Below are 25,516 nucleotides of genomic sequence, written 5' to 3'. Positions count from 1 at the left end.
ATTAAGAGTTAAGAATTAAATTTAGCTCATAACTCATAACTCATAACTCGTAACTTTGTTACCCTGACCAAGCCCAGGGATATCAGGACAAAAAACTATGGCGACAACAAGACTCAAAAGCTTATATCAAGAGACAATCGTCCCCAAACTGATCAATCAGTTTCAATATACCAACGTTCATCAAGTACCGAAGTTGGTAAAGGTTACTGTTAACCGAGGTTTGGGTGAAGCAGCTCAAAATGCGAAGTCGCTGGAAGCATCGATAAACGAAATTTCCTTAGTCACTGGTCAAAAACCAGTGGTGACGCGGGCGAAAAAGGCGATCGCTGGCTTTAAGATTCGTCAAGGGATGCCTGTGGGGATCATGGTTACTCTCAGAGCCGAACGGATGTATGCTTTTTTTGACCGACTAGTTAGCTTGTCATTACCCAGAATTCGAGATTTTCGCGGCGTTAGCCCTAAAAGCTTTGACGGACGTGGTAACTACACTCTGGGTGTGAGAGAACAGCTAATTTTTCCAGAAGTCGAATACGACAGCATCGATCAAGTGCGTGGGATGGATATTTCCATCATCACCACAGCAAAAAACGACGAAGAGGGCCGCGCCTTACTTAAAGAATTAGGAATGCCCTTTCGCGATCAATAAGTTCATCTATAGAGGGAACGATGGCGGCTAACGACACAATTGCAGATATGCTGACGCGCATCCGCAATGCCAACCTGGCGCGGCATCAAACTACACAAGTGCCAGCTACAAAAATGACCCGGAGTATTGCCAAAGTGCTACGGGAGGAAGGCTTTATTGCTGAAATCGAAGAAGCAGAAGAAGGGGTAAAGCACAATCTGGTGATTTCCCTGAAATACAAGGGGAAGAATCGTCAGCCTCTAATCACCGCCTTAAAGCGAGTGAGTAAGCCTGGCTTGCGTGTTTACTCCAATAGAAAAGAATTACCAAGGGTACTAGGTGGCATTGGCATTGCCATTATTTCTACATCCAGTGGCATTATGACTGACCGCGAAGCGCGGCGTCAGAACTTGGGTGGCGAAGTGCTTTGTTACGTTTGGTAGTCACTAGAAGTGAGGAGTTAGGAGTGAGGAGTTAGTTATAAAAACTGATAACTGATAACTCATAACTCATAACAGGATAAAGGACAAAATTTATGTCTCGTATTGGTAAACGTCCAATTACTATTCCCGCTAAAGTCCAAGTGGCGATCGATGGTACGAATATTGTGGTGAAAGGTCCGAAAGGAGAACTTTCTCGCACTCTAACAGCTAATGTCTCAGTCTCCCAAGAAGGAGAAATATTACAGGTAAATCGTCGGGATGAAACTCGTACCTCAAAGCAGCTGCACGGCTTGAGCCGCACTTTAGTTGCGAATATGGTCGAGGGAGTTTCCCAAGGTTTTCAACGCCGTTTGGAAATTCAAGGTGTTGGTTACAGGGCACAACTTCAAGGACGTAACCTAGTTTTAAATATGGGTTACAGCCATCAGGTGCAAATTGTTCCCCCAGATGGAATTCAGTTTGCAGTAGAAGGTACCACTAATGTCATTGTCAGCGGCTATGACAAAGAAATAGTAGGTAACACAGCCGCCAAAATTCGTGCCGTTCGTCCACCAGAACCTTACAAAGGTAAAGGCATTCGCTATGCCGGTGAAGTGGTCAGACGGAAAGCTGGTAAGACTGGTAAGGGTGGTAAGAAGTAGAAATGAAACTTACTCGTAGAGAATCAAAAAACCGTCGTCATCGACGTGTTCGTGGCAAAGTTATTGGCTCCCCAGAACGTCCGCGTTTAGCGGTATTTCGTTCAAATGAGCATATTTATGCCCAAATAATTGATGATACTCAGCATCAAACAATAGTGGCAGCATCGACTGTAGAACCAGAGTTGAAATCTAGTTTAGCGTCATGTGCAAACCGTGACGCATCGGTGCAGGTTGGTAAGTTGATCGCAGTGCGATCGCTAGAAAAAGGCATCACCAAAGTAGTCTTTGATCGCGGTGGTAACTTATATCATGGTCGTGTCAAAGCACTAGCTGATGCAGCACGCGAGGCTGGTTTAGATTTCTAAAGTCATTAATCATTGGTCATTAGTCATTAGACAAAGGAAAAATGACAACTGACCCTTGGGGTGACGCTACGCACAGTCGCTATTGCTTCGCTAACGCCAGTTAACTCATGGGGGAAACCCCTCTGAGCGAGTGGCTCACAAATGACGTTCACCAAAGTACTAAATTATGGCAACAGAGCGTAAAAGTAGAACAAAGCGTGCCAAAAAAGAAGAAACCACCTGGCAAGAACGGGTGATCCAAATCCGACGCGTGAGTAAGGTGGTCAAAGGTGGTAAAAAACTCAGCTTCCGAGCGATCGTTGTCGTCGGTAACGAACGCGGTCAAGTTGGTGTAGGAGTAGGCAAAGCCTCAGATGTAATTGGTGCCGTCAAAAAAGGCGTAGCCGACGGTAAAAAACACCTCATTGACATCCCAATCACCAAATCCAACTCGATACCCCATCCCATTGATGGTGTCGGTGGCGGTGCAAAGGTGATTATGCGTCCAGCCTCACCTGGTACTGGGGTAATTGCTGGTGGTGCTGTGCGAACTGTGTTGGAATTGGCAGGAGTTCGTAACGTCTTAGCCAAGCAACTTGGCTCCAATAATCCGCTTAATAATGCTAGAGCCGCAGTCAACGCCTTATCTACACTGCGGACTCTTTCTGAAGTCGCCGAAGATCGCGGTATTCCTATTGAAAGTCTCTACATTTAGTAGAGTCGCACTTACAGAGCTTTTGTGTAAACAAGTACTAATTACATCATGAGACTCAACGATGTTAAGCCGCAAAAAGGCTCAAAGAAACGCAAGAAGCGTGTAGCCAGAGGTATTTCTGCCGGTCAAGGTGCCAGTGCTGGGCTAGGTATGCGAGGTCAAAAATCTCGCTCTGGTAGTGGTACTCGACCAGGTTTTGAAGGTGGTCAACAGCCATTGTACCGCCGCTTACCGAAACTGAAGGGCTTTCCGATTGTGAATCGGAAAATTTACACTACGATTAATGTAGAGAAGCTAGCCTCCCTTCCCGCTAATACAGAAGTAACTTTGACCTCCTTGAAAGCAGCAGGTATCCTTACTGCTGTCAAGGGACCATTGAAAATTTTAGGTAACGGGGAATTGAGCACTCCGCTCAAGGTACAAGCGGCAGCTTTCACAGGTACAGCTCGTAGCAAAATTGAGGCAGCTGGTGGGAGTTGTGAAGTCTTATGAGTGAGCCGGAACAGCGCACTTAAATGCAAGCCAACTCGCACTCAGCGCCTGGTTCACTATAAAGGTAGCACTCTATGATCAGTCGAGATAAAGCCCCAACGGCTCAAGAAACTTTTATGCAGATGGCACAAGCAGCTGGCCTCAGAGGTAGGCTGCTTGTCACCGTCGGTATTTTAATTTTGGTTCGCCTGGGCATCTTTTTACCAGTACCAGGCATTGATAGAGGGCGGTTTCACGACGCCATATCGGGCAATAATTCCATATTTGGTTTATTGGATATATTTTCTGGGCGTGGACTTTCGACTTTGGGAGTCTTTGCTTTAGGGATTTTACCTTTCATTAATGCGTCCATTATCATCCAATTGCTCACTGCGGCAATTCCTTCTTTAGAAAATTTACAGAAAAATGAAGGCGAAGCAGGTCGGCGGAAAATATCGCAAATTACCCGCTATGTCACTGTCGGTTGGGCAATTATCCAAAGCACAGCTTTTTCGGCATTATTCCTCCAGCAATTTGCCTTAAAGCCAGGCCCAATCTTCGTAGCTGAAACTGCGATCGCTCTGACTGCTGGTTCGATGTTCGTAATGTGGGCATCAGAACTAATTACAGAACGTGGTATTGGAAATGGAGCATCATTGCTGATTTTTGTCAACATTGTCGCGTCATTACCAAAAGCTTTAGGCGATACTATCGATTTAGTGCAAGTCGGCGGTCGGGAAACAGTGGGTCGCGTGATAGTACTGATCTTAGTTTTCTTAGCAACCATTGTTGGTATTGTGGTTGTGCAGGAAGGAATGCGCCGCATCCCAATTATTTCCGCTCGTCGCCAAGTAGGTCGTCGAGTTTTGGCAGAACAACGTAGCTTTTTACCCTTGCGGCTAAATCAAGGCGGCGTGATGCCAATTATTTTTGCCGCAGCCATCCTCAGTTTGCCACTGCTGATTGCCAATTTCGCCAAGAATGCCGAATTAGCAAATATAATTAACACTTATTTAAGTCCAAGCGGTTCTGGCTCTTGGGTCTATGCCTTGGTCTACATGATTTCCATCATTTTCTTCAGCTACTTCTATTCTTCGTTGATTCTCAACCCGGTAGATGTTGCACAAAACTTGAAAAAAATGGGTTCTAGCATTCCTGGCATTCGTCCCGGCAAAGCAACTAGTGAGTATATCGAGCGCGTGTCAAATCGACTCACTTTTTTGGGTGCGATCTTTTTGGGACTGGTTGCTATTATCCCAACTGGTGTGGAAAGCGCTTTAGGAGTACCCACCTTTAAGGGGTTGGGCGCTACCTCTTTGTTAATTCTGGTTGGTGTGGCGATTGATACGGCAAGACAAATCCAAACTTACGTGATATCTCAGCGCTATGAAGGAATGGTGAAACAATAGTGACGCGACTAATCTTCTTGGGACCACCTGGAGCTGGTAAAGGAACACAAGCTCAAACTTTGGCTGAACACTTGAATATTCCCCATGTTTCTACAGGTGAAATATTAAGACAAGCTATGAAAGAGCAGACTCATTTGGGCATCAAGGCTCAAAGCTATGTAAATAGCGGCGAGTTAGTCCCTGACCAGCTAGTGCAGGACTTGGTACAGGAGCGCCTCAGCCAACCAGATGCGAAAAATGGTTGGATTCTTGATGGTTTTCCCCGCAAAGTGACGCAAGCGGTTTTTCTAGAAGAATTGCTGGAAACAATACATGAGAGTGGCGAAAGGGTAGTCAATCTAGATGCACCAGATGAAGTTGTAATTGCACGTTTGCTAGCTAGAGGGCGAAAAGATGATACCGAAGAGGTGATTCGTCGTCGGTTAGAAGTGTACCGCACTGAAACTGCACCCTTAATTGATTATTACCGCGATCGCCAAAAACTTTTAACAGTAAATGGCAATCAGTCCCAAGAAGATGTCACTGGTGAACTGCAACAGGTAATAACTTCCTAACTTGAGAAAAAGGAGTAGAGGATTCACCACTCGCTACTCCCCACTCCCCCTACTAAGAAGCAGAGCCATTTTAGCTAAAATATATTAAGAAACTGTTGATATATTTCTTAAAGTGTGTTCTCTTGCAGATGAAGTGCTGCAACTGAACACGAGATTGTTGAGTTGAGGAAAAAACAAATTGTCTAAGCAAGATTTAATTGAAATGGAAGGCACGGTTACAGAGTCCTTGCCCAATGCAATGTTTCGCGTTGACTTGGACAATGGATTTAACGTGCTAGCTCACATTTCCGGCAAGATTCGCCGCAATTATATTAAGATTTTGCCCGGCGATCGCGTCAAGGTAGAGTTAACTCCTTACGACTTGACCAAAGGCAGAATTACCTATCGACTACGAAAGAAGTAAGTATATGTAGAAATTTTACCATAAAACCATTTTTTGGACTATTTACTAGTCAATTAAGTGGATTAATTTCCCTAGAAATGCTATAATTTAATATTTGGAGTCAAAGAATAAAAGGCATGAAAGTTAGAGCCTCAGTCAAGAAAATTTGTGAAAAGTGTAACGTGATCAAACGTCGTGGTCGCGTCATGGTGATTTGCGTGAACCCCAAGCACAAGCAACGTCAAGGATAGTCCTCTTACCAAGAGAGTGAGTTGTAACACGCATATGATCATTAAAACGAAAAGACGCGATTAATCACGTTTTTCTAACCAACAGTAATTGCGAGAACAATAGGGAGAGTTCATTGTGGCACGTATTGCCGGAGTAGACCTTCCACGCGATAAGCGCGTCGAGATCGGTCTGACTTACATTTACGGAATTGGGTTATCACGCTCTCAAGAAATTATAGCGGCTACTGGTGTGAACCCAGACATCCGCGTTAAGGACTTAAGTGATGCCGATGTAACAGCCCTGCGAGGGGAAATAGAAAGCAACTATCAAGTTGAAGGCGACCTGCGGCGCTTGGAGTCTCTGAACATCAAGCGCTTAGTTGACATTGGTACTTACAGAGGGCGTCGTCATCGCATGGGCTTACCAGTCAGAGGACAAAGAACTCGCACAAATGCCAGAACCCGTCGAGGGAGAAGGCAGACAGTGGCTGGTAAGAAGAAGGCTCCAGGGAAATAAATTTGCAACGCTTGCTAATCAGAGCAAGTTTTACCTTAAATCAACTAAACAAGTATGGCCAGACAACCAACTAAAAAATCCGGGAGCAAAAAGCAGAAGCGGAACGTACCTAATGGGATGGCCTACATCCAGTCTACTTTCAACAATAGCATTGTCACCATTACCGATCAAAATGGAGATGTCATCTCCTGGGCAAGTGCTGGTTCTAGCGGTTTTAAGGGAGCAAAAAAGGGAACTCCCTTTGCAGCGCAAACCGCTGCTGAAAGTGCAGCCCGTAGAGCCATTGATCAAGGAATGCGCCAGATTGAGGTAATGGTCAGTGGGCCAGGAGCAGGTAGAGAAACTGCTATCCGGGCACTTCAAGGAGCAGGACTGGAAATTACACTCATTCGGGATATTACCCCTATTCCTCACAATGGTTGTCGTCCACCCAAGCGCCGTCGAGTTTAAACACCAAGACTTGGGCATTGAAGACGAGAAGTTACAGCCAAACCAAGTAAAGTTAGTTGCAATGACAGCTTGGGCGTCTAACGTGCAAACTGTCATTGGGTGAAAGCTTGGGCTACCAGAAGTGCGTCAGATTTTCCCGCCGGGAAAGCTGTTAAACTTCGGGCTATCCAAAATATTATCAATCAATTTTGGATTTTAGATTTGCGATTTTAGATTGAACCCAACTACAAGGGTGCAGGGCCTCGTGGATTTTAAGTTGATGATTTAAGATTTGTTGTGCCTACAAGAGGCAGAGCATGAACCAAAGAAGCACAATCCAAAATCCAATATCCAAAATCGAAAATTGGCAGTCAATTCGGGAGGCAATTGATTTGTCTGCTAGCAGCACCTTAGAAAAAGGGAGGCTCATCCGTGGCGCAGTTTCAGATTGAATGTGTAGAGTCGAATACTGATGAAAGTCGGAACCATTACAGTAAATTTGTTCTGGAACCTCTAGATCGTGGTCAAGGAACAACGGTTGGCAACGCACTGCGGCGGGTTTTACTGTCCAACCTAGAAGGTACAGCAGTCACAGCAGTGCGGATTGCAGGCGTTTCACACGAGTTTGCTACAGTTTCGGGTGTGCGGGAAGATGTACTGGAAATCCTCATGAAAATGAAGGAAGTCATCCTAAAAAACTATTCCTCGCAACCCCAAATTGGTAGATTACTTGTTAACGGTCCAGCAACTATCACTGCGGCGCATTTTGATTTACCTAGTGAAGTAGAAGTCATCGATCCGACTCAGTATGTAGCCACCCTAGCTGAGGGAGGAAAACTGGAAATGGAATTTCGGATCGAAAAAGGCAAAGGCTATCGCACCGTAGAGCGAGGACGTGAGGAAGCCACATCTTTGGACTTTCTCCAAATCGACTCAATATTTATGCCAGTGCGAAAAGTCAACTATAGTGTTGAAGAATCTCGTGGGGAAGGCTTGATCCCAAAAGACCGACTACTGTTGGAAGTTTGGACAAATGGCAGTATTTCCCCGCAAGAAGCACTATCCTCGGCCGCTGGGATCTTGGTAGATTTATTCAACCCGTTGAAAGACATCTCCCTGGAACCAACAGACACAGGTTCACATATTCCAGACGACCCAACTGCCCAGATACCGATCGAAGAGTTGCAACTCTCTGTGCGGGCATATAATTGTCTCAAACGGGCACAAGTTAACTCTGTGGCAGATTTGTTGGATTATACCCAAGAAGACCTCTTAGAAATTAAGAACTTTGGTCAGAAGTCAGCAGAAGAGGTCGTGGAAGCTTTGCAGCGACGCTTGGGCATCACCCTGCCAATGGAAAGAGGCTCTAAACACCCTTAAGAAAAACCGTTCATAATTCATAGTGCATAATTATGCGTCACCGTTGTCGCGTCAAAAAACTCAGTAAACCAGCTGATCAGCGGCGTGCTTTACTGCGATCGCTCGCCACCGAGCTGATCCGTCATGGTAAGATCACCACCACTTTAATTAGAGCGAAAGTTCTGCGAAGTGAAGTGGAAAAAATGATTACTCTAGCTAAAAATGGCTCCCTGGCAGCACGCCGCGAAGCCCTTGGCTATATCTTCGACAAACAACTGGTTCACGCTCTATTTGAGCAAGCTCCTACTCGATATGGTGCTCGTCAGGGCGGTTATACCCGCATCCTGCATACCGTACCGCGTCGGGGTGATAATGCAAAAATGGCAATAATTGAATTGGTTTAAGTCATTAGTCACTAGTCATTAGTAACGACAAAAGACAAATGACAAAATCTGTATGTTAGAAAGCCACCAGCCTACACAAACTCATCGAGTAGCCTTGGTAATCCAATACCTGGGCACTCATTTTCATGGCTGGCAACGGCAAAAAAAACAAAGGACAGTTCAAGAAGAGATAGAAAGAGCGATCGCTACTATTCTTGGGCATCATGTGACATTACACGGTGCGGGGCGAACCGATTCTGGAGTCCACGCTGCTGCTCAAGTAGCCCATTTTGAAGCAACAGGTTTAATTCCGCCTCACAAGTGGGCAACAATCCTCAACAGCTATCTGCCGCCAGATATATTAATCAGGGCTTCAGCTAGTGTAGATAACCGTTGGCACGCTCGCTTTAGTGCAGCCTATCGGCGGTATCGCTACACAATATACACTGAAGATCGCCTTAACTTGTTTGTAAGACCCTTCAGTTGGCATTATTATTATGCACCCCTGGATGAATCCTTAATTCAAGCTGCCCTAAAACCTCTGTTGGGAAAGCATCACTTAGCTGCTTTTCACCGTGCAGGCTCAAAGCGATCGCATTCCTGGGTAGAGGTGCAAGCCGCAGAGTGTCGTCGCAGTGGGCCATTTATCCATATTGAAATACAGGCAGATGGATTTTTGTATGGCATGGTACGGCTGTTGGTAGGGATGCTGGTACAAGTAGGTTCTGGACAACGGACACTTCCTAGCTTCACCGAACTCTGGAAAGAACAACGTCGGGAAGAAGTAAAATACGCCGCACCGCCCCAAGGCTTGTGCTTGTTGCGAGTTGGCTATCCAGATTTTCCCTTTCCAAAAGAGATTTGGTACGACACCTTGCCAAAGTTCGTCACTAGTCAAGAGTCATTAGTCATTGGTTCTTAGTAACGACAAATGACAAAGGACAAATGACTAATGACAAATTAAAAATGACAAAGGACAAATGACAAATGACAACTAGTAAAACATACCTTCCTTCTCAAGCGTCCCTTGAGCGTGAGTGGTACATAGTAGATGCCACCGATAAACGCCTCGGTCGCCTCGCCAGTGAAATCGCCCAAGTTTTAAGAGGCAAAAAGAAACCCGAATACACACCCCACCTAGATACAGGTGACTTCGTAATCGTCATTAATGCCGAGAAAGTCGCAGTCACAGGCAAAAAGCGCACTCAAAAGCTTTACCGTCGCCATTCTGGTCGTCCCGGTGGGATGAAAACGGAAACTTTCGCTAAACTGCAACAGCGCATACCAGAGCGGATTTTAGAACAGGCTGTTAAAGGTATGCTACCTAAAAATAGCCTGGGTAAACAGTTGTTCACTAAGCTAAAAGTGTACGCTGGGCCTACGCATCCCCATGATGCTCAAAAACCTAAAGAACTACAAATTAGTACAATTCCTGGAGAAGAAAATTAATGGTAGTAGCAGACGCCAATAGCGGTCGCGCCGTATACTGGGGTACTGGTCGTCGTAAGAACGCAGTAGCAAGAGTCCGCTTGGTTCCAGGCACTGGTCAACTGACTGTGAACGGTAAAGATGGAACCTTGTATTTTCAATTCAATGCCAACTACCTGGGAGTCATCAAAGCACCCCTGGAAACTCTGGGACTAGAAAACGAATATGACATTTTGGTGAAAGCAGAAGGCGGCGGCTTGACCGGACAGGCTGATTCTGTTCGCTTGGGAGTTGCTCGTGCTTTGTGCCAACTAGACCCAGACAACCGCCCACCTTTGAAAACCGAAGGTTACCTGACTCGTGATCCGAGGGCAAAAGAGCGGAAAAAATATGGTTTACATAAAGCCCGGAAAGCACCTCAGTACTCTAAGCGTTAGGGCATTGAGCATGGGGAATTGGGCATTGGAAAAAGTCCGTTGTTTATATCTTTGCCAGTCCCCAATCCCTAGCTCCAATTGAAAGCTGAAAGTTATAATTGATATAGATTCATCACAAAAAGAACAATGGCTAAATCTGATATTCACCCCAAGTGGTATCCAGATGCTAAAGTTTACTGCAATGGTCAAGTTGTTATGACCATTGGCTCTACCAAGCCAGAATTGCACGTAGATGTTTGGTCTGGAAATCACCCATTTTACACCGGCACTCAGAAGATTATTGACACTGAGGGTAGAGTGGAGCGCTTCCTCCGCAAGTACGGCATGAGCAGCACTCAAACATCTGGCGACGAACAAAAGAAAAAGTAGCGGGTTGGCTCTGCTGTTAACGACGGCCCTGCATCAGCTGGGTCGATTGTCATTTATATGCTCGAGCCAATTTGTTATTTTTTAAGGAGCGATCGCACTCGTCATGGCTGAATCATACTTACTGGACAAACTAAAATCTGTTGAACAAACCTTTAATGAATTAACACGTCGCCTTGGCGACCCTGATACCGCTAGTAACCCTGATGAGTATCAACAAATTGCTAAGTCTCGTTCTTCTTTGGAAGAAGTAGTTGATACCTATGAAACTTGGAAAACAGCCCAAGAAGACTTGAGTGGAGCGCGTCAGGTTTACAAAGAATCTGCGAGTGACCCAGAGTTGCAAGAAATGGCAGCACTGGAAGTAAAGGAACTTGAAGAAAAAATAGAATATTTAGAGACTCGCTTGAAAGTTTTACTGCTACCACGCGACCCTAATGATGAAAAGAATATCATGTTGGAAATTCGCGCTGGCACTGGTGGCGATGAAGCAAGTATTTGGGCTGGCGATTTGATGCGGATGTACACCCGCTATGCCCAGACTCAAGGTTGGAAAGTTTCTCTAGTGAGCGAATCTCTGGGAGAAATGGGTGGCTGGAAAGAGGTCATTCTAGAAATTAAAGGTAATGACGTTTACAGCCAGTTAAAGTTTGAAGCTGGAGTGCATCGTGTGCAGCGTGTACCAACAACCGAAGCTGGGGGACGGGTTCACACCTCCACAGCCACAGTAGCGATTATGCCAGAGGTGGATGATGTGGAAATCCACATTGACCCTAAAGATATTGAAATGACTACAGCTCGTTCTGGCGGTGCTGGTGGACAAAACGTCAACAAGGTGGAAACAGCCGTTGACTTAATGCACAAACCGACAGGAATACGCATTTTCTGTACAGAAGAACGCAGCCAGTTGCAAAACAAAGAACGGGCGATGCAAATTCTGCGGGCAAAGTTGTATGATATCAAGTTAAGCGAACAACAGGAAGCTGTAACTTCTATGCGGCGATCGCAGGTTGGTACAGGATCGCGATCGGAAAAAATTCGCACCTACAATTATAAAGATAACCGCGCTACTGATCATCGGTTAGGTCAGAATTATTCTCTTAACCCTGTTCTGGAAGGTGATTTAGAGACGCTTATTCAATCTTGTATATCTCAAGACCAACAGGAACGTCTCGCGGAGTTAGCGACTTCTGCTGCTAACTAATTTTTGCTGTTAGCAACTCTGTAAAACCACTTACTATACTGTTATTTATAACACATATAATTGGTTTTCTAATATTGCATAAAGTGCATCTTCCATTTCACTGGGATAATGGTAATAAGCAAATTCGTACTTCATGACGTAATTTAGCTTCGCCCATTCTTTCAGGGTTTGATAGGCATAAATTAACTTCTCTGCTTCTTGTTGCCAACGCGCAAAAATCCGGTAGCTGAAAAAGCTGCTACATATATTGCCTTTTGCATCCCAGTAGGAAATACACACTTGATGCTTCAGACAGTGGATTTTTTTGATTTGCTTTATGTCGTAGCCTTTGGCTTTCAGAGCTTCTTTTACCTCAGTGTCTGAAATGTGCCACTGTTCTGGTTTAATTTTATTAATGGCTATTAGATTTCGACCCTTGCGGCGATATTGATTAGTTTTGTGTGGCTTGCCAAACATGATGCACCTTCGATATTATTTCTTCGCAACAGAGTCTAGCTACTAGCACAAGCGCCGTAGCAAACTAAGTTTTTTGGGTTGATTAAAGATAGATGGGTTAGTCTACTAGCTTGATGACTATAGTTGCCGTTTTACAACTAAAGATATAGTCAAGTACTAAAACACAAGACTGTCAATATAAAAGTAAACTTGTAAATACAGTTGGCTAGCTATACAAGCAGTGAATATCGAAAGCAAACAAAAACTGATTGAAATCATTAAACTAGCTCGCGGTTCAATGAGTCAGCGAGCGTTTGGTAAGCTTTTGGGAGTATCTGCTACTGCTGTTCAGATGTGGGAAAAAGGTGTGAAGGTGCCAGATACGGAAAATTTGGCTCAAATCGCATCGAAAGCAGGCTACACAATGGAAGAGTTAATCAGCTGCATAGATGGAAAGCCAATTCCAGAAACCTCAGATTTGAGTCTGATTCTTAGACAAATTCAGCACATGCCTCTTAGCCAAGTGGCTCAAATTGTGCAAGCTGCGGCAGATAGATTGGCGGCTGTGGCTGAAGCGTCCGGGGATGAAGCGAAGGCCAGTTGAATTAGGAAAAGGAATCGCAATGCTTATTGAAATCCTTCTTTGCAGGTTGTTTTACTAAATTATTATTTTTTATAAATAGCCTCAATTGAAGTCTGGGTAAACTTTGTAGCCTGTTGTTCAACAATTTTAGCGACGGTGTGCTTTTTCACATCATCTTAGTTAGAACCTTGCTCACCCGCACCTTATAAAAATAGGATTGTTGGCAAAAGTGGCTGTTGTATTTGGTTGCGTAGTTTACCGCCGCAGGCATCGCTTCCAGCGCGGCGTAGCCCATTTGGCAAGAGAAGTTGTAGCTGTCAGTAGAAAAAACTTATCATTGTAGTGACGGCATAGCATTAGAAAATTTTGTTAGTTCAACGTCTACGAACAGCTATTGTATAACTTGGCCGCTATGTTGCTTCTCGTTGACTCTTAACCAACCGAAAGTTATTATTTATATCTAGACTTGTGTAAAAATAAATTTATAACCCAATCTTTACAAAGGTTATCAAGTTCGACTATATCTCTTCTGTGAACGTATCAACAAGGATTTGCATAGTTGATGATAGTTTAGAGACAAAAAATAAGATTTTAAAATTTTGAGCCTCAACATAATTTATTAGGCTGTATGATCCGCAAAAGCTATATAGGGGAAATATTAGGATTTACAAAGAGAAAATTTTATATCTTAATGTTTACGCGAACTTAATTTTCCGAAGGGTCTACTTGACCAAAGAAGACAGATACGGGAATGCAAAGAAAAAACTCTCCGTACCTCCGTATCTCTTCAATGAAAGACTACCACCAAATTCGATTTCCATTTTCATCAACTCGTGCTTCCCGAATCATGTCGGAAATCTCTTCAGCATCTTTAACGTGGTGGAGTGCCTTCTTTTCACCGTCGGGTTCATCAACAACGAAGTAAGTTGGGACTGTGATATTATCGCCTGTAATGTCTGGTACATTATCAACAGCTACCTGTTGAGCTTTTTCTTCAACTGATTGAGACTCATCAGCAATTCTATCTCCCGGATTTGCAGTTAAGTTTCTTTCGTTCACATCCGGTTCTTCGCGAGTATGCGGATCTTCGCTCACTGGTTGATTAATTTGATTGTCTTGATTATTCTCACTCATGGCTTTTTCAAGTATTGATAAAGATACACTCTAATATTATAAAAAATCGAAGGTATAAAGAATTCTTTCTCTAGAGAGATTTTGATAATATATTTGAGCGAAACACCTCTTAGGTTAGATATTCGCTCAGACTAATTTACTTCTTTGGTTGAAATAACGGATATTTTACCCAATGCTTTTATAATGCTGCGGGTATTCACCTCTACTATTTTGGTGTAGGAATCTTTTTTACTCACCTTTGCACCAATTGAATCAGAGTAAAGTTGATTTGGTACTAATTTCACCCGCTGCTTGTTGAGCAAAAGTTTTAATTAAAGCTAGGTTAATTGTAGTTTCAGCAAAAATTGCGGGAACACCTTTCTTTTTAATTAACTCAAACAATCTCTGAACTGTTTAAGTACTCAGTTGTTCGGAATTCTGGCAAATCAAATAGGATTGCTGTATTTAATCTTAGATCCGGTATTTTTACCACTAAATAACTTAAAACCAAAGAATAATTATAACGCGATCGTGCCGTAGTATATTAGTAGACCTTTCTTGCGAAATCGGGTCATGGAAGAAAATTCTTCTACTAATGGCAAAATTCCAGCCAGGATAAAAACGCGCCGGGATTTTTTAACTTACATGCTAGGTAGTACAGTCGCATCAGTAGCGATGGGATATCTATTTCCCCAAGTCAGCTAAGGTCGTGAGATAAACCTAGAAACCCTTTGCTTCCTTTATCCAAAGAATTCGCGCTGTTAAAATTATCTACCAGGATGTGTGGTACTGGACAAAGACAGCAAGGAAATTGAGGCTAATGCACTATTGACAACCGCAAAGCCCGGAATTCCGATTTTCGTAAAAGGCTTGCCAGACCATAGCGTTGATTATCTCATCATTGAAGACGGGCCAAATCTTGCTGAATACGTTATCAATCCAATTTGTACTCATTTAGGATGTACAGTTGAGTGGGATCTTGAGAAGAATCACTTTATTTGTCCTTGTCATGGATCTCAATACGATTCTCAGGGTCGAGTCGTTCATGGATATGCTAAATGTTCTTTACCACTGATCACTGTAGTAGTCAAGCAAAACTAAGTTTGTTTAGTTGATCACAAACCTGCTGTAGATCCTCGTTAACCTACTAGTATCAAATCAGATTGAACAATGCCACCATACTTTTTGAGCAAGTCATAAATTATAAAAGACTAACAAAAATTACTGCATGATTTAGATTTGTCAGGTAAGCTGACAACAGCAGTTTCATTCTCAAAACAATGACCGCAAGTAGTCCTACAATTTTAGCCCTGGACTTTGATGGAGTGATTTGTGACGGACTAATTGAATATTTTGAGGTAGCGTGGCGCACCTACTGTCAAATTTGGTCGCCTGCTAACGACACACCACCAGATGATTTAGCTTTGAGATTCTATCGCCTGCGACCTGTAATTGAAACGGGTTGGGAAATGCCCGTTTTAATCAAAGCGTTGGTAGATGGAATTCCTGATGAGAAAATTCTTCATGAATGGGTAATCATCGCCCCGAAACTTTTGTTAAACGACAAGCTACAAGCAAGAGAAATTGGTGCAAAACTAGATAACCAACGGGATGAATGGATTACCACTGATTTAGACGGTTGGTTAAGTCTGCATAGATTTTACCCGGGTGTAGTAGAAAAACTAAAGTTAACTCTTGACAGTGGAGTTAAGCTATACATTGTGACAACTAAAGAAGGGCGTTTTGTACAGCAGTTGTTGCAACAAGAAGGAGTAAATTTACCAGCACCAGCGATTTTTGGGAAAGAAGTCAAGCGTCCCAAATACGAAATTATGCGAGAATTAAAGCAGGCAGAAACAGACAAGCTAGTTAGTCTGTGGTTCGTAGAAGATAGACTCAAGACATTGCAGTTAGTCCAACAGCAAATAGACCTTGAAGATGTGAAACTGTTTCTTGCAGACTGGGGCTATAATACCCAAGCAGAAAGGGAAGCTGCCCAAAATGATCTGCGAATTCAGTTGTTATCATTGTCTCAATTTGCCAAAGATTTCTCTGCTTGGCTTTAATATATTAAATATGTTGCAATAATCTCTTGATGCTTTCACCCTAAAAGGGCTTGTCATTGCCCAGATGTTTGTAACAGCCAGGTACATTTTTTCCAGAGCCAACGCTCATTCTAATAATTGATGAAACTGGAAACCCAAAACAAGGTCGTACTACAGACTATGTGAAATGGCAGTATATTGAAAACTTAGGCAAAATTGCTCAGGGCATAGTGGCACTGACCGCTGATGGCGTGATTGAAAATATGACCTTCCCTTTGACATTTCAAATTTCTAAACCACGCCAGCGATTACAGTCAGGAGATAAATATAAAACAAAGCCAGAAATGGCAGCAGAATTAATTCGAGAACTCCAAAAGCAACTGGAGGTTATATCGGTTTGATGGATATGATTCTGCGAGAGACTGCAATCCGGGCTTTAAAAAAGGGACTGCAAAAAATTGATTTGGAAACTTTGAAGGAAGTAGCTGCTGAGTACAAGTGATGGAAGGAGAAAATATTAAGCCTTGACTGTTTAGAGTTCAACCATATCAAGGAGAAAGTCTAAGTCACTTTTTGGGACGCTTTCGCTACTGCAATGATTTAACCCCTACTGGGTTAGGTAAGGCAGCAGGGCTTGGAGGTGCGATCGCTCTGGCGAAGCCACTAGCGTCAACAACATTGGCGGAAAACCAGCAAAACAACTATATGACTGGTTAATCAAACCTATAGAAAATGACTTACAAAAAGCAGATGCTAAAACTATTATTTATGCACCCGATGGACAACTGTGCTACATTCCTTTAGCAGCTTTATACCACGGGAAACAATGGTTAGTAAAACGTTTGCGGGTAAATAATATTACGGCTGCATCCTTAACTTTGAAATCTTGTATTTTTCCCTATAGTTTGCGGGCATATAAAATTATTAGGTTGACAATATGACTGAGTTTTATCATAACTGGCGAGAGCGCAAGTTAGATAAAGCTTAAGCATTGGGACAAGCAATGCTCAAAAGTATGAAAAATCATCTAAATCCCAAAGACTGGGCAGCATTTACGCTTATTGGCGAGGCAGAGTAATATCTAAAACCTATGCCAAATTGATGACTCTAGACAGCATTTTTTGCTCAACCTGATGGCAGCTTTATTTGTCTATAAATATTGGTAATAGCTTGTAATCTTTCTTTCATACTCAATATTACAAATTTTTTCAACACACTCAATTTTCTTCGTATTTATGTATTAATACGTATATACAGATGATAATCTTCATTAGCGAATCAAAATTTATCTATTTTGGGGATGTGGTGTCGTTTGAATTAACATTTGACAAAAATTTAGCGAAAATATTAAATTCCATGACTTTTACCAATTACCCAATTACGCCGGAAAAACCGGGCTAAAGCTGATTCTTCTAAGGATAGATAAATTGGTCGTCCGTGGGGACAGGTGCGAGGATTGCGAGTGTGTTGCCAATTATCTAAAAGTGTCTGCATTTCTTGTTGATTCATAGGTGTACCGTTACGAATAGCACTGCGACAAGCGACAGCTACTTGGGCTGTTTGTAAATCGCCTCCCCAACTAAGTTCTAAAATTGCTTCTGCACAGTCGTCTCGCTGCTGTAAAGGTGCAGGGATGTTACGGACAGCCCAAAGTTGTTCGCCAAAGGGTTCTATTTCTAAACCGATGCGTTGCAGTTGCGATACTTGCGCTGGCGACAATTGATAAATAATGATTGCAGGTTCGACGGGCACAAGTTGCCAATTATCACACAATTGCTCATACAAAACTCGCTCATGGGCAATGTGCTGTTCTACTAACCACATACCACCTGGATGTTCTGCCACAATATAGGTGTTGCTAACTTGAGCGACAGCCTTCAAGGAGTTAGGATTTTTGTGATCTTTGTTGGGATTTTGAGGATTGAAATTGTAGCCGCCTTTGGCTTCTGCGGCTTTGAGTAATTTACTAACTCGTGTTGTGTGAACAGCTTCTTTGAAATTAGTAGAAGAGATGCTGAGTGCTTGGTTAATTGCTTGGGTAATTTGCTCTTGCCAATAAATGATTTCGTTGAGGTAAATTTCTGTTTTTGCTGGATTGCGATTCCAGTTAATTTGATCAGGAGAAATGGCAAGATGTAAGAAACAAATTGGATAGCGATCACGTGGTAATGTTCTGTGAAATGCTGATAAAATTGTTTGCTCTAGTTCCGGTGTCTTAACCATCCGTCCATTAATGGCTACACGTACCCAATCTGGACGATGACGATGAGTGCGATCGGGTAATCCTACCACTAAGTTTAGTGAGGAGTGAGGAGAGACGCGATTAATCGCGTCTGTACAGGAGTTAGAAGTAGAGACGCGATTAATCGCGTCTGTACATGAGTTTGGCGGGTTGGGGAGTTCTAATTTCACTTCTTGCAAATCACCTTGCCGCACCTGCGGTAAAATCTGCGGTAGCAGTTGCCCAGTTGTAGCAGCCGGACAGATGGTGAACCATTGACGGTCATTTTGCCAAATCTGCCAGGTGACGTGGGGATGACATAGGGCGATTTGGTGAATTGTGGCTTGCACGGCTTTCATTTGCTGTGCTGCTGTCGGCAATCCCTGACGACGAGATGAGCAATTAGCGAAAAGATGAGAAACTGTAACCACTGTACCAGGTGCGATCGCAGTTACTTCAACTTGCACAACTTCCCCGCCATTGCCATAGCTAATCCGCCATCCTAATTTTCCACCCACAGTCCGACTCAAAATTTCCAAATTTGCCAGAGTCGTTAAACTGTGTAACGCCTCACCACGAAACCCTAAACTGTTAATTTTCCATAAATCGGCACTAGAGCGAATTTTACTGGTGCTGTGGGCTGTGGCTGCTTGTTGCAAATCATCTAGGTTCATTCCACAACCATTATCTGCCACACGAATTCGCCATTGCTGCGGCCAGAGAGAAACCACAATTCGGGTTGCACCTGCGTCTAGGGAATTTTCTACCAATTCCCGCACCACAGAAGCTAAAGAGTCGATTACCTCACCAGCTGTAATGAGATATACGACTTCTGTTGGTAGAGCTTGAATAGTAGATGCCATAAATTATAGTTTATAGCTTCTGGGTGCAGGGGAAGTGGGGGGAGATGAAGAAGTTGAGGGAGATGAAGAGGCGAATTTACGAGAAATTTTGATAAATTGCCAATAAAATTCAATTAAAAGGCGATTTTTGGTAAATTGCTTCTGTGATTCTCAACTAGAAAAGCTTATGAGTAATAATTTAGTTCCTGATCTCATGATTTCAAGACCCGTTTGCAATGGGGTCAACCAGATTTTACAACTATCGTCATATCAAACACACTGAAAAATATACAAAGTTAAATGCTCGACGCTTCCTGAATTTTGATTGGGGTGATTTGTAAAAATATTTGCAAAAAGTGATTTCAAGAACAAAGATGTGTAGAACAATATAGTATAGAGGTTATGGCTTTTAGACTCGCGCCGCTAATTACTAGTACCATGCGGCGTAAATATACATACCATTTTTAAGCCTTACGGTCAACCAAATTTTCGTAGCTTTTAATGGTCTGCTTAATTCCGCCAAGCTGTACTAGTATCGAGATCCAGACTTCAGTCGCAAGCAACGCTCCAAAGTGAGGTACTAAAAATTCGGGGTATAAATCACCTATTTAATAGTGCGAACGCGGCTAAATAGCTTTTTCGCGACAACATCAGCGAAAAATTAACCACAAATAAACACCGATAAATTATCTGTGTGTACCTGTGATTTAATCTTTAAAACATTGACTTTTGCAAGATATCTCTTGTGCATTACAGCTTTTTTTTATGGAATCACAAAAATGCACAGATTGCAACATTAATTAACATTAAATCACCTTACTTTCTGTTTATCTCTAGGTAGTGGTTAATTAGTATCTCTCATTGCCAAAACTTTAGGTGCTTCAGGTTTCAGCAAACCGTTCAACAGGGATGCGGGACGTTGACTATAAGGCCAAGCAAAAGCATGACAGAAAGCTGCATCTTGACAAGCTTGTAGTTGTTCAAAACTAATAATGTCGTAAGTCAAGAGATTTTCATACTCAAATGGCAAACGCATATTGTGCAACCCAGCATTATCAGTACAGATAGCGATATCGACCCCAGCATCAAAACAACGGTCAAAAACTAATTTGAGTTGACGTATATCTTGCAAAGTACCAGTTTTCAGGTAGGTTGTGGGACAAACCTCTAAACACTGTCCGCGTTTAGCTACATCATTAAGTAACTCTGGATACAATAGGGGAATTTGGATGCCATGACCGATTCGCATCAGATAGGGTAACAGTTCTGGGTAACAACCAGCAGTGGTTTCATATAGATGTCCCGTGGTGTTAACGCCCAGCGATCGCGCATAATTATATAAGCTAATCCATTCTTCTAAGCGATCGGCATAATAGCTATCACCCCCCGCTACATCTACTGCACAGACATACTGTTTATTTTGCGCTGCCAAATCAATAATCGCCTTGTTCACCTCATAGGGTAGGCGCGTGTGCATACAGAGAATTTGGCTAGTAACAATCGGATATTCTGGCTGGTGGCTGGCAAGTCCTACCACTTGCACAATTTCTGCCATCTTGTCAATTCTCTGTGATTGATTCAGATGCTCAGGTGTCCGTAAATAAGGAGTGTAGCGCAGTTCCAGATAAGCCAAATTTTCAAAAATGTAAGCACCCCGCACCAAGCGATAGATAAAGTAAGGCAAAGTCTCCACAGTTTGCACGCTTTCTACCAGGGTGTGTAATTCTAGATACTCATCTAAGGTGTTGCGTGGGCGAGTGTAAAAATCTTCAAATTCTGAATAGTCAGTAAAGCGGGACATCAACTCCGAAGAATGTCGCTCGAAATATCCCCATAAAACTCGGGGTACGACTGAACCGCCCAGATGCCTATGTAATTCAGCATATAAAGCCATAGTGTTATTTGTAGGTATAAATTTCACTAATTGTAACAAAAACATAGAAAGAAAAAATCTCTACTCGAAAAAATTTAGCTTTTTGAGCAATTTTTTGTACTGTCGGTAATTGCCCGCAACTGCGCTGTAGCGTCGGGAATTATTGATCTGACTCAGATGGGGGTATAGTGTTACTGCTGAAAAATCGTATCTAGGTTTGCTCACCACCATTGCCGATCAAGTTCATAACTGGGTACATCGAACATGGCGACTAATATTGTTAATTGAGAAAGTGCGACGCCGATAGCGAACGCAGGAGCCTCTCCAAGAGTTGCTCTCTTCGAGTCTTCTCCCTACTGCCCTTCTCAAGACAGGAGACGCTCTTGCGTTCGGGCATCCTACGGCAGACGCTAGCCTCTGCCTTTGGGAGCTATCCATATTCCCGGATCTTTCTTAACAATCAAACAAGAGACTTAACATAAGAGTGAAAGGCTTGATAGGTATAGTTTTGAGAGAAGAGAAGCGGGTAATGGCATCATGGAAAAGTGGGCAGCCAAAGAATTGGCTCAGACAGACTTAGGAAACACTCGTCGAAACAAACGGTTAATATGCATAGTGGAAGACTTAGCAGGGCAGCCTGATAGTAGCGGACTACAAGCTAGTGGAAATGTGGCAGCAACTAAGGCAGCATATAACTTTTGGAAATCACCATATTTTCAAGCGAGTGATATTCGCTCTGCCCACATAGCTAGCACAAGAGAAAGAATCAAAGAAGATGAGATAGTATTAGCAATTCAAGACAGGGTATTTTTGTACCTCACAAACTTGAAATCTGCTGTAAATTCCTAGCTTATAGCCCAAGTCCACTCAAGTAGACTAAAATTATTTACTTAGTCCTCTGAAGATAACTTTAGTTATTAGCCTTAGAATTTATTCAAAAGCGGAATGTCAACGAATTGAGATATTTTAAAAATGTAAGTAAATAATAAGAAATTAGAAAAGCTCTTAACTCTGCAAATTTTTAATTTTAGATTTCTCCTTCAATCTAAAATCCAAAATTAAAAATCTAAAATTGAATGACTCCTAATTCAGCACTTACCTTTATGCTTGATCTGACAAAACTGGCGCGACAAATGCAGGGTTTAAGTCAGCATCTTACCTTAGAAGCTGCTGCCAGTCGCCAGCGTTTAGAATTGGCGCAACAACATCTCAAAAATGCTTACGAGTCTCAACAAGATTTAATTGATCGCCAGGAAAAATGGCGCGATCGCATTCTCTTTGCTAATGCTACCCCAATTGAGCCGCTAGAAACTTGCATTGATATCCCAGTTCCTCCAAAAATTCATACTGTCGTCGCTACTGATGGTTCGCAAATTGCCCCCAATCATCACGAAATTGCTTACTGTTATCTCTTGAATATCGGCAGAGTAGTCTTACACTACGGACAAAACCGCCATCCGTTACTCGATAGTTTGCCAGAGGTATTTTATCGTCCGGAAGATTTATACATGTCTCGGCAATGGGGAATTAGAACTGAGGAATGGATGAGTTTTCGCCGCACTGCTTCAGAAACAACAGTGTTGGCAGAACTTGCATGTGCAGCGAAGGGGGAAGCACCAGCATTGGCAATGGTGGATGGTTCGTTAATTTACTGGTTTTTGGAACAGTTACCAATTGATGCACGCGATCGCATTTTACCCCCCATCTTGGAAGCTTGGCAGCAGATGCGTGATGCTCAAATTCCGTTGATGGGCTATCTTAGTGCCTCTCGCAGTATTGAAACAATGAATTTTTTACGGTTGTTGGCTTGTCCCCATCCAGTACCAGACTGTAAAAGTTATTGCCCAAATCAGCTAGAAAAAGTAGCTTGTAAAGTTTTTGAACAGTTGCGGGATACTTCTATTTGGGCAACCCGACTCAAACCAGGACAACGCAGTACCCTGTGGCGCAGTAATTCCCCCATTCTCGAACTCTACGGTGATCAAACCATTTACTTTTGCTATGTCCATGTTGGCACTGAAATCGCCCGGATTGAAGTTCCGGCATGGGTAGCGGAAAATGTAACCATGCTAGACCAAGCTTTGGGATTAATGCTAGCACAAGTACAAAAAGGATATGGCTACCCTGTAGCGATCGCAGAAGCGCATAATCAAGCAGTAGTTAAAGGTGGCGATAAAGCGCGTTTCTTTGCCCTCCTTGAACAACAAATGATTAAAGCTGGCCTAAAAAATGTGGGAACTTCCTACAAAGAAGCCAGAAAGCGGGGAAGTATTGCTTAAATCAGGGAATAGTAAACAGTTAAGTTTCGTTGTCATCGTTCAATTCCTGAATTTAAACAATATATCTTGATTCTCCAATACAAATATTACGTTGAGCAATTTGCTAAAAACTCAGATGGTAAATAGGTATTCACTCAATATGAATTACCCGACGCATTGTTAACACTGGTTTCTAGAAATTTCCAAATTTTATTTAGTGATATTTATAAAATGGTAAATTTTCAGATTAGCGAGGACTGAAGGATTAAGTCTAGACTTCAGCGATCGCTTTTTCTCGCTGTTCTTATTTCACATCGTAGCTTGATCAAAATTAGCCGTTAAGCTACTGTTTGTGTAACTAGTCGTAATATAGCGTTGCTATAGCACAAATTATGGATGGCAAAAAACAAAACGAAAGCTAGGGTGATCGTCCTTAGTTGCTGTCCCAACTTTTTACTCATTTTCAACCCACGTTCGTCTAAATCAGTTATAGAACAGTACCCTACATTTCCCTTCGTTATACCCAAGATACCTAACTTAAAAGTTTCATCAATATAGCAGTTCTTGATTGAGTGCAGTATAGTTTTCACCTCTCTCTTAGAAGGAAAGAGGTTTTGAGGCTTACTCCCCTTCCCTACAAGGGAAGGGGTTGGGGGTTAGGTCTGTATTGGACTCAACTGCAAACCACTGTACTATCTTCTAATGTCTTGAAATATGTAAAAAAATTAGGGTGAGCAGTGTTCATCCTAGTAATTCAAAGTTTAGGATTGACATTCTTTACTTTTGATATGTTTATATACTTTATATCCTCCATAAGTCAGTAATGCTCCGGCTGCTACAATCCCACCCACTGGTACAGTAATTGGAGCAGCCATAACTGTTGTAGCAGCTGTTGTAAAGCCTAACCAACCTGTGATACCACCAGCAGATGTAGTAGTAGTCACAACTACAGGTACTGTAGCAACGGTAATTGACCCTAATGAAGAACCTGCAAATGTCGCCATCCCTGCAATCAATTCGTCTTTCATTTTATATTTTTCTCCAGGTAAAATTTATTTACATTACATAATAATAATATTTTGCAATTAATCTAAGTAACAATAGTAAAATATACGTATACTTTTTCATATCCAATATAAAGTTTTACTGGCATTTATACAATTAATAAAGTAGAATTTTCATACTCAAATCCAACCACTTCGACTGAGTAATCGGCGCACTGGTAGAAATATAGTCAACACCCGCCTCTGCTACACCGCGAAGAGTTTCCAAAGTCACATTCCCCGAAGCTTCAATTTTCACCAGGCTATCCTGTTGGCGAATCAACTGCACCGCCTGACTCATCATATCCACAGGCATATTGTCCAACATAATAATGTCCGCGTTGTGCTGCAAAGCTTCTTTCACCTGCTCTAAACTTTCAGTCTCTACCTCTATTGTCAAGGGATAAGGTATCTGAGAACGAATACGGGTAACTGCTTCTCCAATTCCACCAGCCGCTGCAATGTGATTATCCTTAATCATCACCGCATCATCCAACCCCATGCGGTGATTAATCGCCCCGCCCACAGCAGTCGCATACTTTTCCAACAGTCTGAGTCCTGGTGTAGTTTTACGCGTATCCACTAACTGAGCAGGTAAATCGGCAATTTTCTCTACATATATATTAGTCAGCGTGGCAATCCCACTCAGGCGCATAGCTAAATTCAGAGCAACTCGTTCCCCCATTAGTAGCGCATCCAGCGAACCATGAATTTCAGCTACTACCTGTCCTGGCTCACACCATGCACCTTCATCTGCAACCGCCACAAAGCTGATTTTTTCATTCAAAATCTGAAACACCCTAGCTGCAACTGTTAAGCCAGTAATTATCCCTGAAGCTTTAGCTATCCATTTAGCCGAGCCTAGCGTCACATCTTCTACTAGTAGCGTATTTGTTGTGCGATCGCCTCTACCAATATCCTCCAACAACCAGCTACGCAAAAGTGGATCTAAAACCAGCCAGGGCGGCAAAACAGCAGAATTCATCACAACTTTATTGCTTCCTCAGCGACTTCCAGGAATACTATAACCTAAAGCCCTTACTCTCTAAGGCTTTGATAGTGATGGAAAAGCGGCCCAAAATATTTTTGGATAAATAGTTGACAAGTTGAAGGAGGTTCGCTATATTGAATAAGTGCCGGAAGCGAAGCGAGAAAAAGCGACGCTT

General features: G+C 42.7%; 32 protein-coding genes and 4 pseudogenes. 29 read left to right on the top strand and 7 right to left on the bottom strand.

The window, feature by feature from the left end; all coding sequences use genetic code 11:
* Positions 1–97: 97 nt before the first annotated feature.
* From rplE to prfA, 20 genes are all read left to right on the top strand, one after another.
* Entirely contained in the window at positions 98–646 is a 549-nt protein-coding gene (gene rplE, locus V7K46_RS00215) for a 50S ribosomal protein L5 (RefSeq protein ID WP_335109975.1), read from the top strand.
* 20 nt (positions 647–666) lie between these two features.
* On the top strand, positions 667–1,068 hold the full coding sequence (rpsH, locus tag V7K46_RS00210) for a 30S ribosomal protein S8 (RefSeq protein WP_012410712.1): 402 nt from the start codon (positions 667–669) through the stop codon (positions 1,066–1,068).
* A gap of 92 nt (positions 1,069–1,160) precedes the next feature.
* The gene (rplF, locus tag V7K46_RS00205; RefSeq protein WP_273765825.1) at positions 1,161–1,709 is read left to right on the top strand and encodes a 50S ribosomal protein L6; all 549 of its coding nucleotides are present in this window, start codon (positions 1,161–1,163) and stop codon (positions 1,707–1,709) included.
* Between the two features lie 2 nt (positions 1,710–1,711).
* Entirely contained in the window at positions 1,712–2,074 is a 363-nt protein-coding gene (gene rplR, locus V7K46_RS00200; protein WP_099101131.1) for a 50S ribosomal protein L18, read from the top strand.
* A 166-nt stretch (positions 2,075–2,240) separates the two neighbouring features.
* Complete coding sequence (gene rpsE / locus V7K46_RS00195) at positions 2,241–2,768, top strand: 30S ribosomal protein S5 (protein WP_273765822.1); 528 nt, start codon at positions 2,241–2,243, stop codon at positions 2,766–2,768.
* Positions 2,769–2,816: 48 nt separating this feature from the next.
* Positions 2,817–3,260, top strand: a complete 444-nt coding sequence (rplO, locus tag V7K46_RS00190) for a 50S ribosomal protein L15 (RefSeq protein WP_273765821.1) — start codon at positions 2,817–2,819, stop codon at positions 3,258–3,260.
* A 74-nt stretch (positions 3,261–3,334) separates the two neighbouring features.
* Positions 3,335–4,648 carry a preprotein translocase subunit SecY gene (gene secY / locus V7K46_RS00185; RefSeq protein WP_335109972.1) on the top strand — a complete coding sequence of 438 codons (1,314 nt, stop codon included), beginning with the start codon at positions 3,335–3,337 and terminating at the stop codon, positions 4,646–4,648.
* Entirely contained in the window at positions 4,648–5,202 is a 555-nt protein-coding gene (locus tag V7K46_RS00180; protein ID WP_335109970.1) for an adenylate kinase, read from the top strand. The genes secY and V7K46_RS00180 overlap by 1 nt, the downstream gene beginning before the upstream one ends.
* Positions 5,203–5,380: 178 nt before the next feature.
* Positions 5,381–5,605, top strand: coding sequence for a translation initiation factor IF-1 (gene infA, locus V7K46_RS00175; protein ID WP_006276978.1), 225 nt, complete (start codon positions 5,381–5,383; stop codon positions 5,603–5,605).
* 116 nt (positions 5,606–5,721) lie between these two features.
* Positions 5,722–5,835, top strand: a complete 114-nt coding sequence (gene rpmJ / locus V7K46_RS00170; RefSeq protein WP_015129703.1) for a 50S ribosomal protein L36 — start codon at positions 5,722–5,724, stop codon at positions 5,833–5,835.
* 115 nt (positions 5,836–5,950) lie between these two features.
* Positions 5,951–6,331, top strand: a complete 381-nt coding sequence (gene rpsM / locus V7K46_RS00165) for a 30S ribosomal protein S13 (protein ID WP_335109968.1) — start codon at positions 5,951–5,953, stop codon at positions 6,329–6,331.
* 54 nt (positions 6,332–6,385) lie between these two features.
* A complete protein-coding gene (rpsK, locus tag V7K46_RS00160; protein ID WP_010998331.1) occupies positions 6,386–6,781 on the top strand; it encodes a 30S ribosomal protein S11 in 396 nt (131 codons plus the stop codon).
* A gap of 296 nt (positions 6,782–7,077) precedes the next feature.
* Positions 7,078–7,212: a hypothetical protein gene (locus tag V7K46_RS00155; protein ID WP_335109966.1), complete on the top strand. Its 135-nt coding sequence runs from the start codon at positions 7,078–7,080 to the stop codon at positions 7,210–7,212.
* Positions 7,193–8,140: a DNA-directed RNA polymerase subunit alpha gene (locus V7K46_RS00150; protein ID WP_273765775.1), complete on the top strand. Its 948-nt coding sequence runs from the start codon at positions 7,193–7,195 to the stop codon at positions 8,138–8,140. Before V7K46_RS00155 ends, V7K46_RS00150 begins: the two co-directional genes overlap by 20 nt.
* A 32-nt stretch (positions 8,141–8,172) precedes the next feature.
* Positions 8,173–8,523, top strand: coding sequence for a 50S ribosomal protein L17 (gene rplQ / locus V7K46_RS00145; RefSeq protein WP_273765772.1), 351 nt, complete (start codon positions 8,173–8,175; stop codon positions 8,521–8,523).
* Between the two features lie 52 nt (positions 8,524–8,575).
* Entirely contained in the window at positions 8,576–9,424 is an 849-nt protein-coding gene (gene truA / locus V7K46_RS00140; RefSeq protein ID WP_335109964.1) for a tRNA pseudouridine(38-40) synthase TruA, read from the top strand.
* A gap of 65 nt (positions 9,425–9,489) precedes the next feature.
* Positions 9,490–9,951 carry a 50S ribosomal protein L13 gene (gene rplM / locus V7K46_RS00135; protein WP_229450944.1) on the top strand — a complete coding sequence of 154 codons (462 nt, stop codon included), beginning with the start codon at positions 9,490–9,492 and terminating at the stop codon, positions 9,949–9,951.
* Positions 9,951–10,367 (top strand): 30S ribosomal protein S9, encoded by a 417-nt coding sequence (gene rpsI / locus V7K46_RS00130; RefSeq protein ID WP_335109962.1) that lies wholly within the window; start codon positions 9,951–9,953, stop codon positions 10,365–10,367. The genes rplM and rpsI overlap by 1 nt, the downstream gene beginning before the upstream one ends.
* 126 nt (positions 10,368–10,493) lie before the next feature.
* Positions 10,494–10,736, top strand: a complete 243-nt coding sequence (rpmE, locus tag V7K46_RS00125; RefSeq protein ID WP_273765764.1) for a 50S ribosomal protein L31 — start codon at positions 10,494–10,496, stop codon at positions 10,734–10,736.
* A gap of 103 nt (positions 10,737–10,839) precedes the next feature.
* Positions 10,840–11,937: a peptide chain release factor 1 gene (gene prfA / locus V7K46_RS00120; protein WP_335109960.1), complete on the top strand. Its 1,098-nt coding sequence runs from the start codon at positions 10,840–10,842 to the stop codon at positions 11,935–11,937.
* Between the two features lie 45 nt (positions 11,938–11,982).
* Here the strand turns inward: prfA and V7K46_RS00115 are convergent, their stop codons facing one another.
* On the bottom strand, positions 11,983–12,393 hold the full coding sequence (locus V7K46_RS00115; RefSeq protein WP_335109958.1) for a hypothetical protein: 411 nt from the start codon (positions 12,391–12,393) through the stop codon (positions 11,983–11,985).
* A 220-nt stretch (positions 12,394–12,613) separates the two neighbouring features.
* Between V7K46_RS00115 and V7K46_RS00110 the strand changes: the two genes are divergently transcribed.
* On the top strand, positions 12,614–12,976 hold the full coding sequence (locus tag V7K46_RS00110) for a helix-turn-helix domain-containing protein (protein WP_273765757.1): 363 nt from the start codon (positions 12,614–12,616) through the stop codon (positions 12,974–12,976).
* A 777-nt stretch (positions 12,977–13,753) separates the two neighbouring features.
* Here V7K46_RS00110 and V7K46_RS00105 read toward each other — a convergent pair.
* Positions 13,754–14,089, bottom strand: a complete 336-nt coding sequence (locus V7K46_RS00105) for a hypothetical protein (RefSeq protein ID WP_335109956.1) — start codon at positions 14,087–14,089, stop codon at positions 13,754–13,756.
* A 136-nt stretch (positions 14,090–14,225) separates the two neighbouring features.
* Positions 14,226–14,482, bottom strand: a pseudogene (locus V7K46_RS00100) (metal ABC transporter solute-binding protein, Zn/Mn family); the annotation flags it as partial.
* 159 nt (positions 14,483–14,641) lie between these two features.
* On the opposite strand from V7K46_RS00100, the gene V7K46_RS00095 reads away from it, so the two are divergent.
* The 6 genes and pseudogenes from V7K46_RS00095 to V7K46_RS00070 all read left to right on the top strand — a co-directional run.
* Positions 14,642–14,773: a hypothetical protein gene (locus V7K46_RS00095; protein WP_335109954.1), complete on the top strand. Its 132-nt coding sequence runs from the start codon at positions 14,642–14,644 to the stop codon at positions 14,771–14,773.
* A gap of 78 nt (positions 14,774–14,851) precedes the next feature.
* The gene (locus V7K46_RS00090; protein WP_335109952.1) at positions 14,852–15,169 is read left to right on the top strand and encodes a Rieske 2Fe-2S domain-containing protein; all 318 of its coding nucleotides are present in this window, start codon (positions 14,852–14,854) and stop codon (positions 15,167–15,169) included.
* Positions 15,170–15,348: 179 nt separating this feature from the next.
* Positions 15,349–16,134, top strand: coding sequence for an HAD family hydrolase (locus V7K46_RS00085; protein ID WP_335109950.1), 786 nt, complete (start codon positions 15,349–15,351; stop codon positions 16,132–16,134).
* Positions 16,135–16,238: 104 nt separating this feature from the next.
* Positions 16,239–16,487 (top strand): annotated as a pseudogene (locus V7K46_RS00080) (transposase); the annotation flags it as partial.
* A 199-nt stretch (positions 16,488–16,686) separates the two neighbouring features.
* A complete protein-coding gene (locus tag V7K46_RS00075; RefSeq protein WP_335109948.1) occupies positions 16,687–16,830 on the top strand; it encodes a hypothetical protein in 144 nt (47 codons plus the stop codon).
* Positions 16,800–16,991, top strand: a pseudogene (locus V7K46_RS00070) (CHAT domain-containing protein); the annotation flags it as partial. The gene V7K46_RS00075 and the pseudogene V7K46_RS00070, both read left to right, overlap by 31 nt.
* 469 nt (positions 16,992–17,460) lie before the next feature.
* Here the strand turns inward: V7K46_RS00070 and mutL are convergent.
* Together mutL and V7K46_RS00060 are read right to left on the bottom strand one after the other, a co-directional pair.
* Positions 17,461–19,197 (bottom strand): DNA mismatch repair endonuclease MutL, encoded by a 1,737-nt coding sequence (gene mutL / locus V7K46_RS00065; protein ID WP_335109946.1) that lies wholly within the window; start codon positions 19,195–19,197, stop codon positions 17,461–17,463.
* Between the two features lie 823 nt (positions 19,198–20,020).
* Positions 20,021–21,070 carry an adenosine deaminase gene (locus tag V7K46_RS00060; protein ID WP_335109944.1) on the bottom strand — a complete coding sequence of 350 codons (1,050 nt, stop codon included), beginning with the start codon at positions 21,068–21,070 and terminating at the stop codon, positions 20,021–20,023.
* 516 nt (positions 21,071–21,586) lie between these two features.
* Between V7K46_RS00060 and V7K46_RS00055 the strand changes: the two are divergent.
* Both V7K46_RS00055 and V7K46_RS00050 read left to right on the top strand, forming a co-directional pair.
* Positions 21,587–21,883, top strand: a pseudogene (locus tag V7K46_RS00055) (IS4/Tn5 family transposase DNA-binding protein); the annotation flags it as partial.
* A gap of 269 nt (positions 21,884–22,152) precedes the next feature.
* Positions 22,153–23,328, top strand: a complete 1,176-nt coding sequence (locus V7K46_RS00050; RefSeq protein WP_335070129.1) for a DNA double-strand break repair nuclease NurA — start codon at positions 22,153–22,155, stop codon at positions 23,326–23,328.
* Positions 23,329–24,068: 740 nt separating this feature from the next.
* Here V7K46_RS00050 and V7K46_RS00045 read toward each other — a convergent pair.
* Complete coding sequence (locus V7K46_RS00045; protein WP_335109942.1) at positions 24,069–24,335, bottom strand: hypothetical protein; 267 nt, start codon at positions 24,333–24,335, stop codon at positions 24,069–24,071.
* A gap of 133 nt (positions 24,336–24,468) precedes the next feature.
* Positions 24,469–25,335 (bottom strand): carboxylating nicotinate-nucleotide diphosphorylase, encoded by an 867-nt coding sequence (gene nadC, locus V7K46_RS00040; protein ID WP_335109940.1) that lies wholly within the window; start codon positions 25,333–25,335, stop codon positions 24,469–24,471.
* Positions 25,336–25,516: the final 181 nt, after the last annotated feature.

Origin of the sequence: Nostoc sp. (assembly GCF_036917395.1) — a bacterium.
Taxonomy (GTDB): Bacteria; Cyanobacteriota; Cyanobacteriia; order Cyanobacteriales; family Nostocaceae; genus Nostoc.
Note: the sequence above shows the minus strand (reverse complement) of the source record. Positions and strands in the feature narration are given on the sequence as shown.

Coding starts and splice junctions, on each gene's coding strand:
- rplO (WP_273765821.1), top strand. CDS start 2,817: ATGAGACTCAACGATGTTAAGCCGCAAAAAGGCTCAAAGAAACGCAAG.
- rpmJ (WP_015129703.1), top strand. CDS start 5,722: ATGAAAGTTAGAGCCTCAGTCAAGAAAATTTGTGAAAAGTGTAACGTG.
- rpmE (WP_273765764.1), top strand. CDS start 10,494: ATGGCTAAATCTGATATTCACCCCAAGTGGTATCCAGATGCTAAAGTT.
- V7K46_RS00095 (WP_335109954.1), top strand. CDS start 14,642: ATGGAAGAAAATTCTTCTACTAATGGCAAAATTCCAGCCAGGATAAAA.
- V7K46_RS00105 (WP_335109956.1), bottom strand. CDS start 14,089: ATGAGTGAGAATAATCAAGACAATCAAATTAATCAACCAGTGAGCGAA.
- secY (WP_335109972.1), top strand. CDS start 3,335: ATGATCAGTCGAGATAAAGCCCCAACGGCTCAAGAAACTTTTATGCAG.
- V7K46_RS00050 (WP_335070129.1), top strand. CDS start 22,153: ATGCTTGATCTGACAAAACTGGCGCGACAAATGCAGGGTTTAAGTCAG.
- mutL (WP_335109946.1), bottom strand. CDS start 19,197: ATGGCATCTACTATTCAAGCTCTACCAACAGAAGTCGTATATCTCATT.
- rpsE (WP_273765822.1), top strand. CDS start 2,241: ATGGCAACAGAGCGTAAAAGTAGAACAAAGCGTGCCAAAAAAGAAGAA.
- V7K46_RS00045 (WP_335109942.1), bottom strand. CDS start 24,335: ATGAAAGACGAATTGATTGCAGGGATGGCGACATTTGCAGGTTCTTCA.
- prfA (WP_335109960.1), top strand. CDS start 10,840: ATGGCTGAATCATACTTACTGGACAAACTAAAATCTGTTGAACAAACC.
- V7K46_RS00085 (WP_335109950.1), top strand. CDS start 15,349: ATGACCGCAAGTAGTCCTACAATTTTAGCCCTGGACTTTGATGGAGTG.
- V7K46_RS00115 (WP_335109958.1), bottom strand. CDS start 12,393: ATGTTTGGCAAGCCACACAAAACTAATCAATATCGCCGCAAGGGTCGA.
- rplR (WP_099101131.1), top strand. CDS start 1,712: ATGAAACTTACTCGTAGAGAATCAAAAAACCGTCGTCATCGACGTGTT.
- rplQ (WP_273765772.1), top strand. CDS start 8,173: ATGCGTCACCGTTGTCGCGTCAAAAAACTCAGTAAACCAGCTGATCAG.
- rpsK (WP_010998331.1), top strand. CDS start 6,386: ATGGCCAGACAACCAACTAAAAAATCCGGGAGCAAAAAGCAGAAGCGG.
- rplM (WP_229450944.1), top strand. CDS start 9,490: ATGACAACTAGTAAAACATACCTTCCTTCTCAAGCGTCCCTTGAGCGT.
- rpsI (WP_335109962.1), top strand. CDS start 9,951: ATGGTAGTAGCAGACGCCAATAGCGGTCGCGCCGTATACTGGGGTACT.
- rplE (WP_335109975.1), top strand. CDS start 98: ATGGCGACAACAAGACTCAAAAGCTTATATCAAGAGACAATCGTCCCC.
- nadC (WP_335109940.1), bottom strand. CDS start 25,335: ATGAATTCTGCTGTTTTGCCGCCCTGGCTGGTTTTAGATCCACTTTTG.
- rplF (WP_273765825.1), top strand. CDS start 1,161: ATGTCTCGTATTGGTAAACGTCCAATTACTATTCCCGCTAAAGTCCAA.
- truA (WP_335109964.1), top strand. CDS start 8,576: ATGTTAGAAAGCCACCAGCCTACACAAACTCATCGAGTAGCCTTGGTA.
- V7K46_RS00060 (WP_335109944.1), bottom strand. CDS start 21,070: ATGGCTTTATATGCTGAATTACATAGGCATCTGGGCGGTTCAGTCGTA.
- V7K46_RS00155 (WP_335109966.1), top strand. CDS start 7,078: ATGAACCAAAGAAGCACAATCCAAAATCCAATATCCAAAATCGAAAAT.
- rpsH (WP_012410712.1), top strand. CDS start 667: ATGGCGGCTAACGACACAATTGCAGATATGCTGACGCGCATCCGCAAT.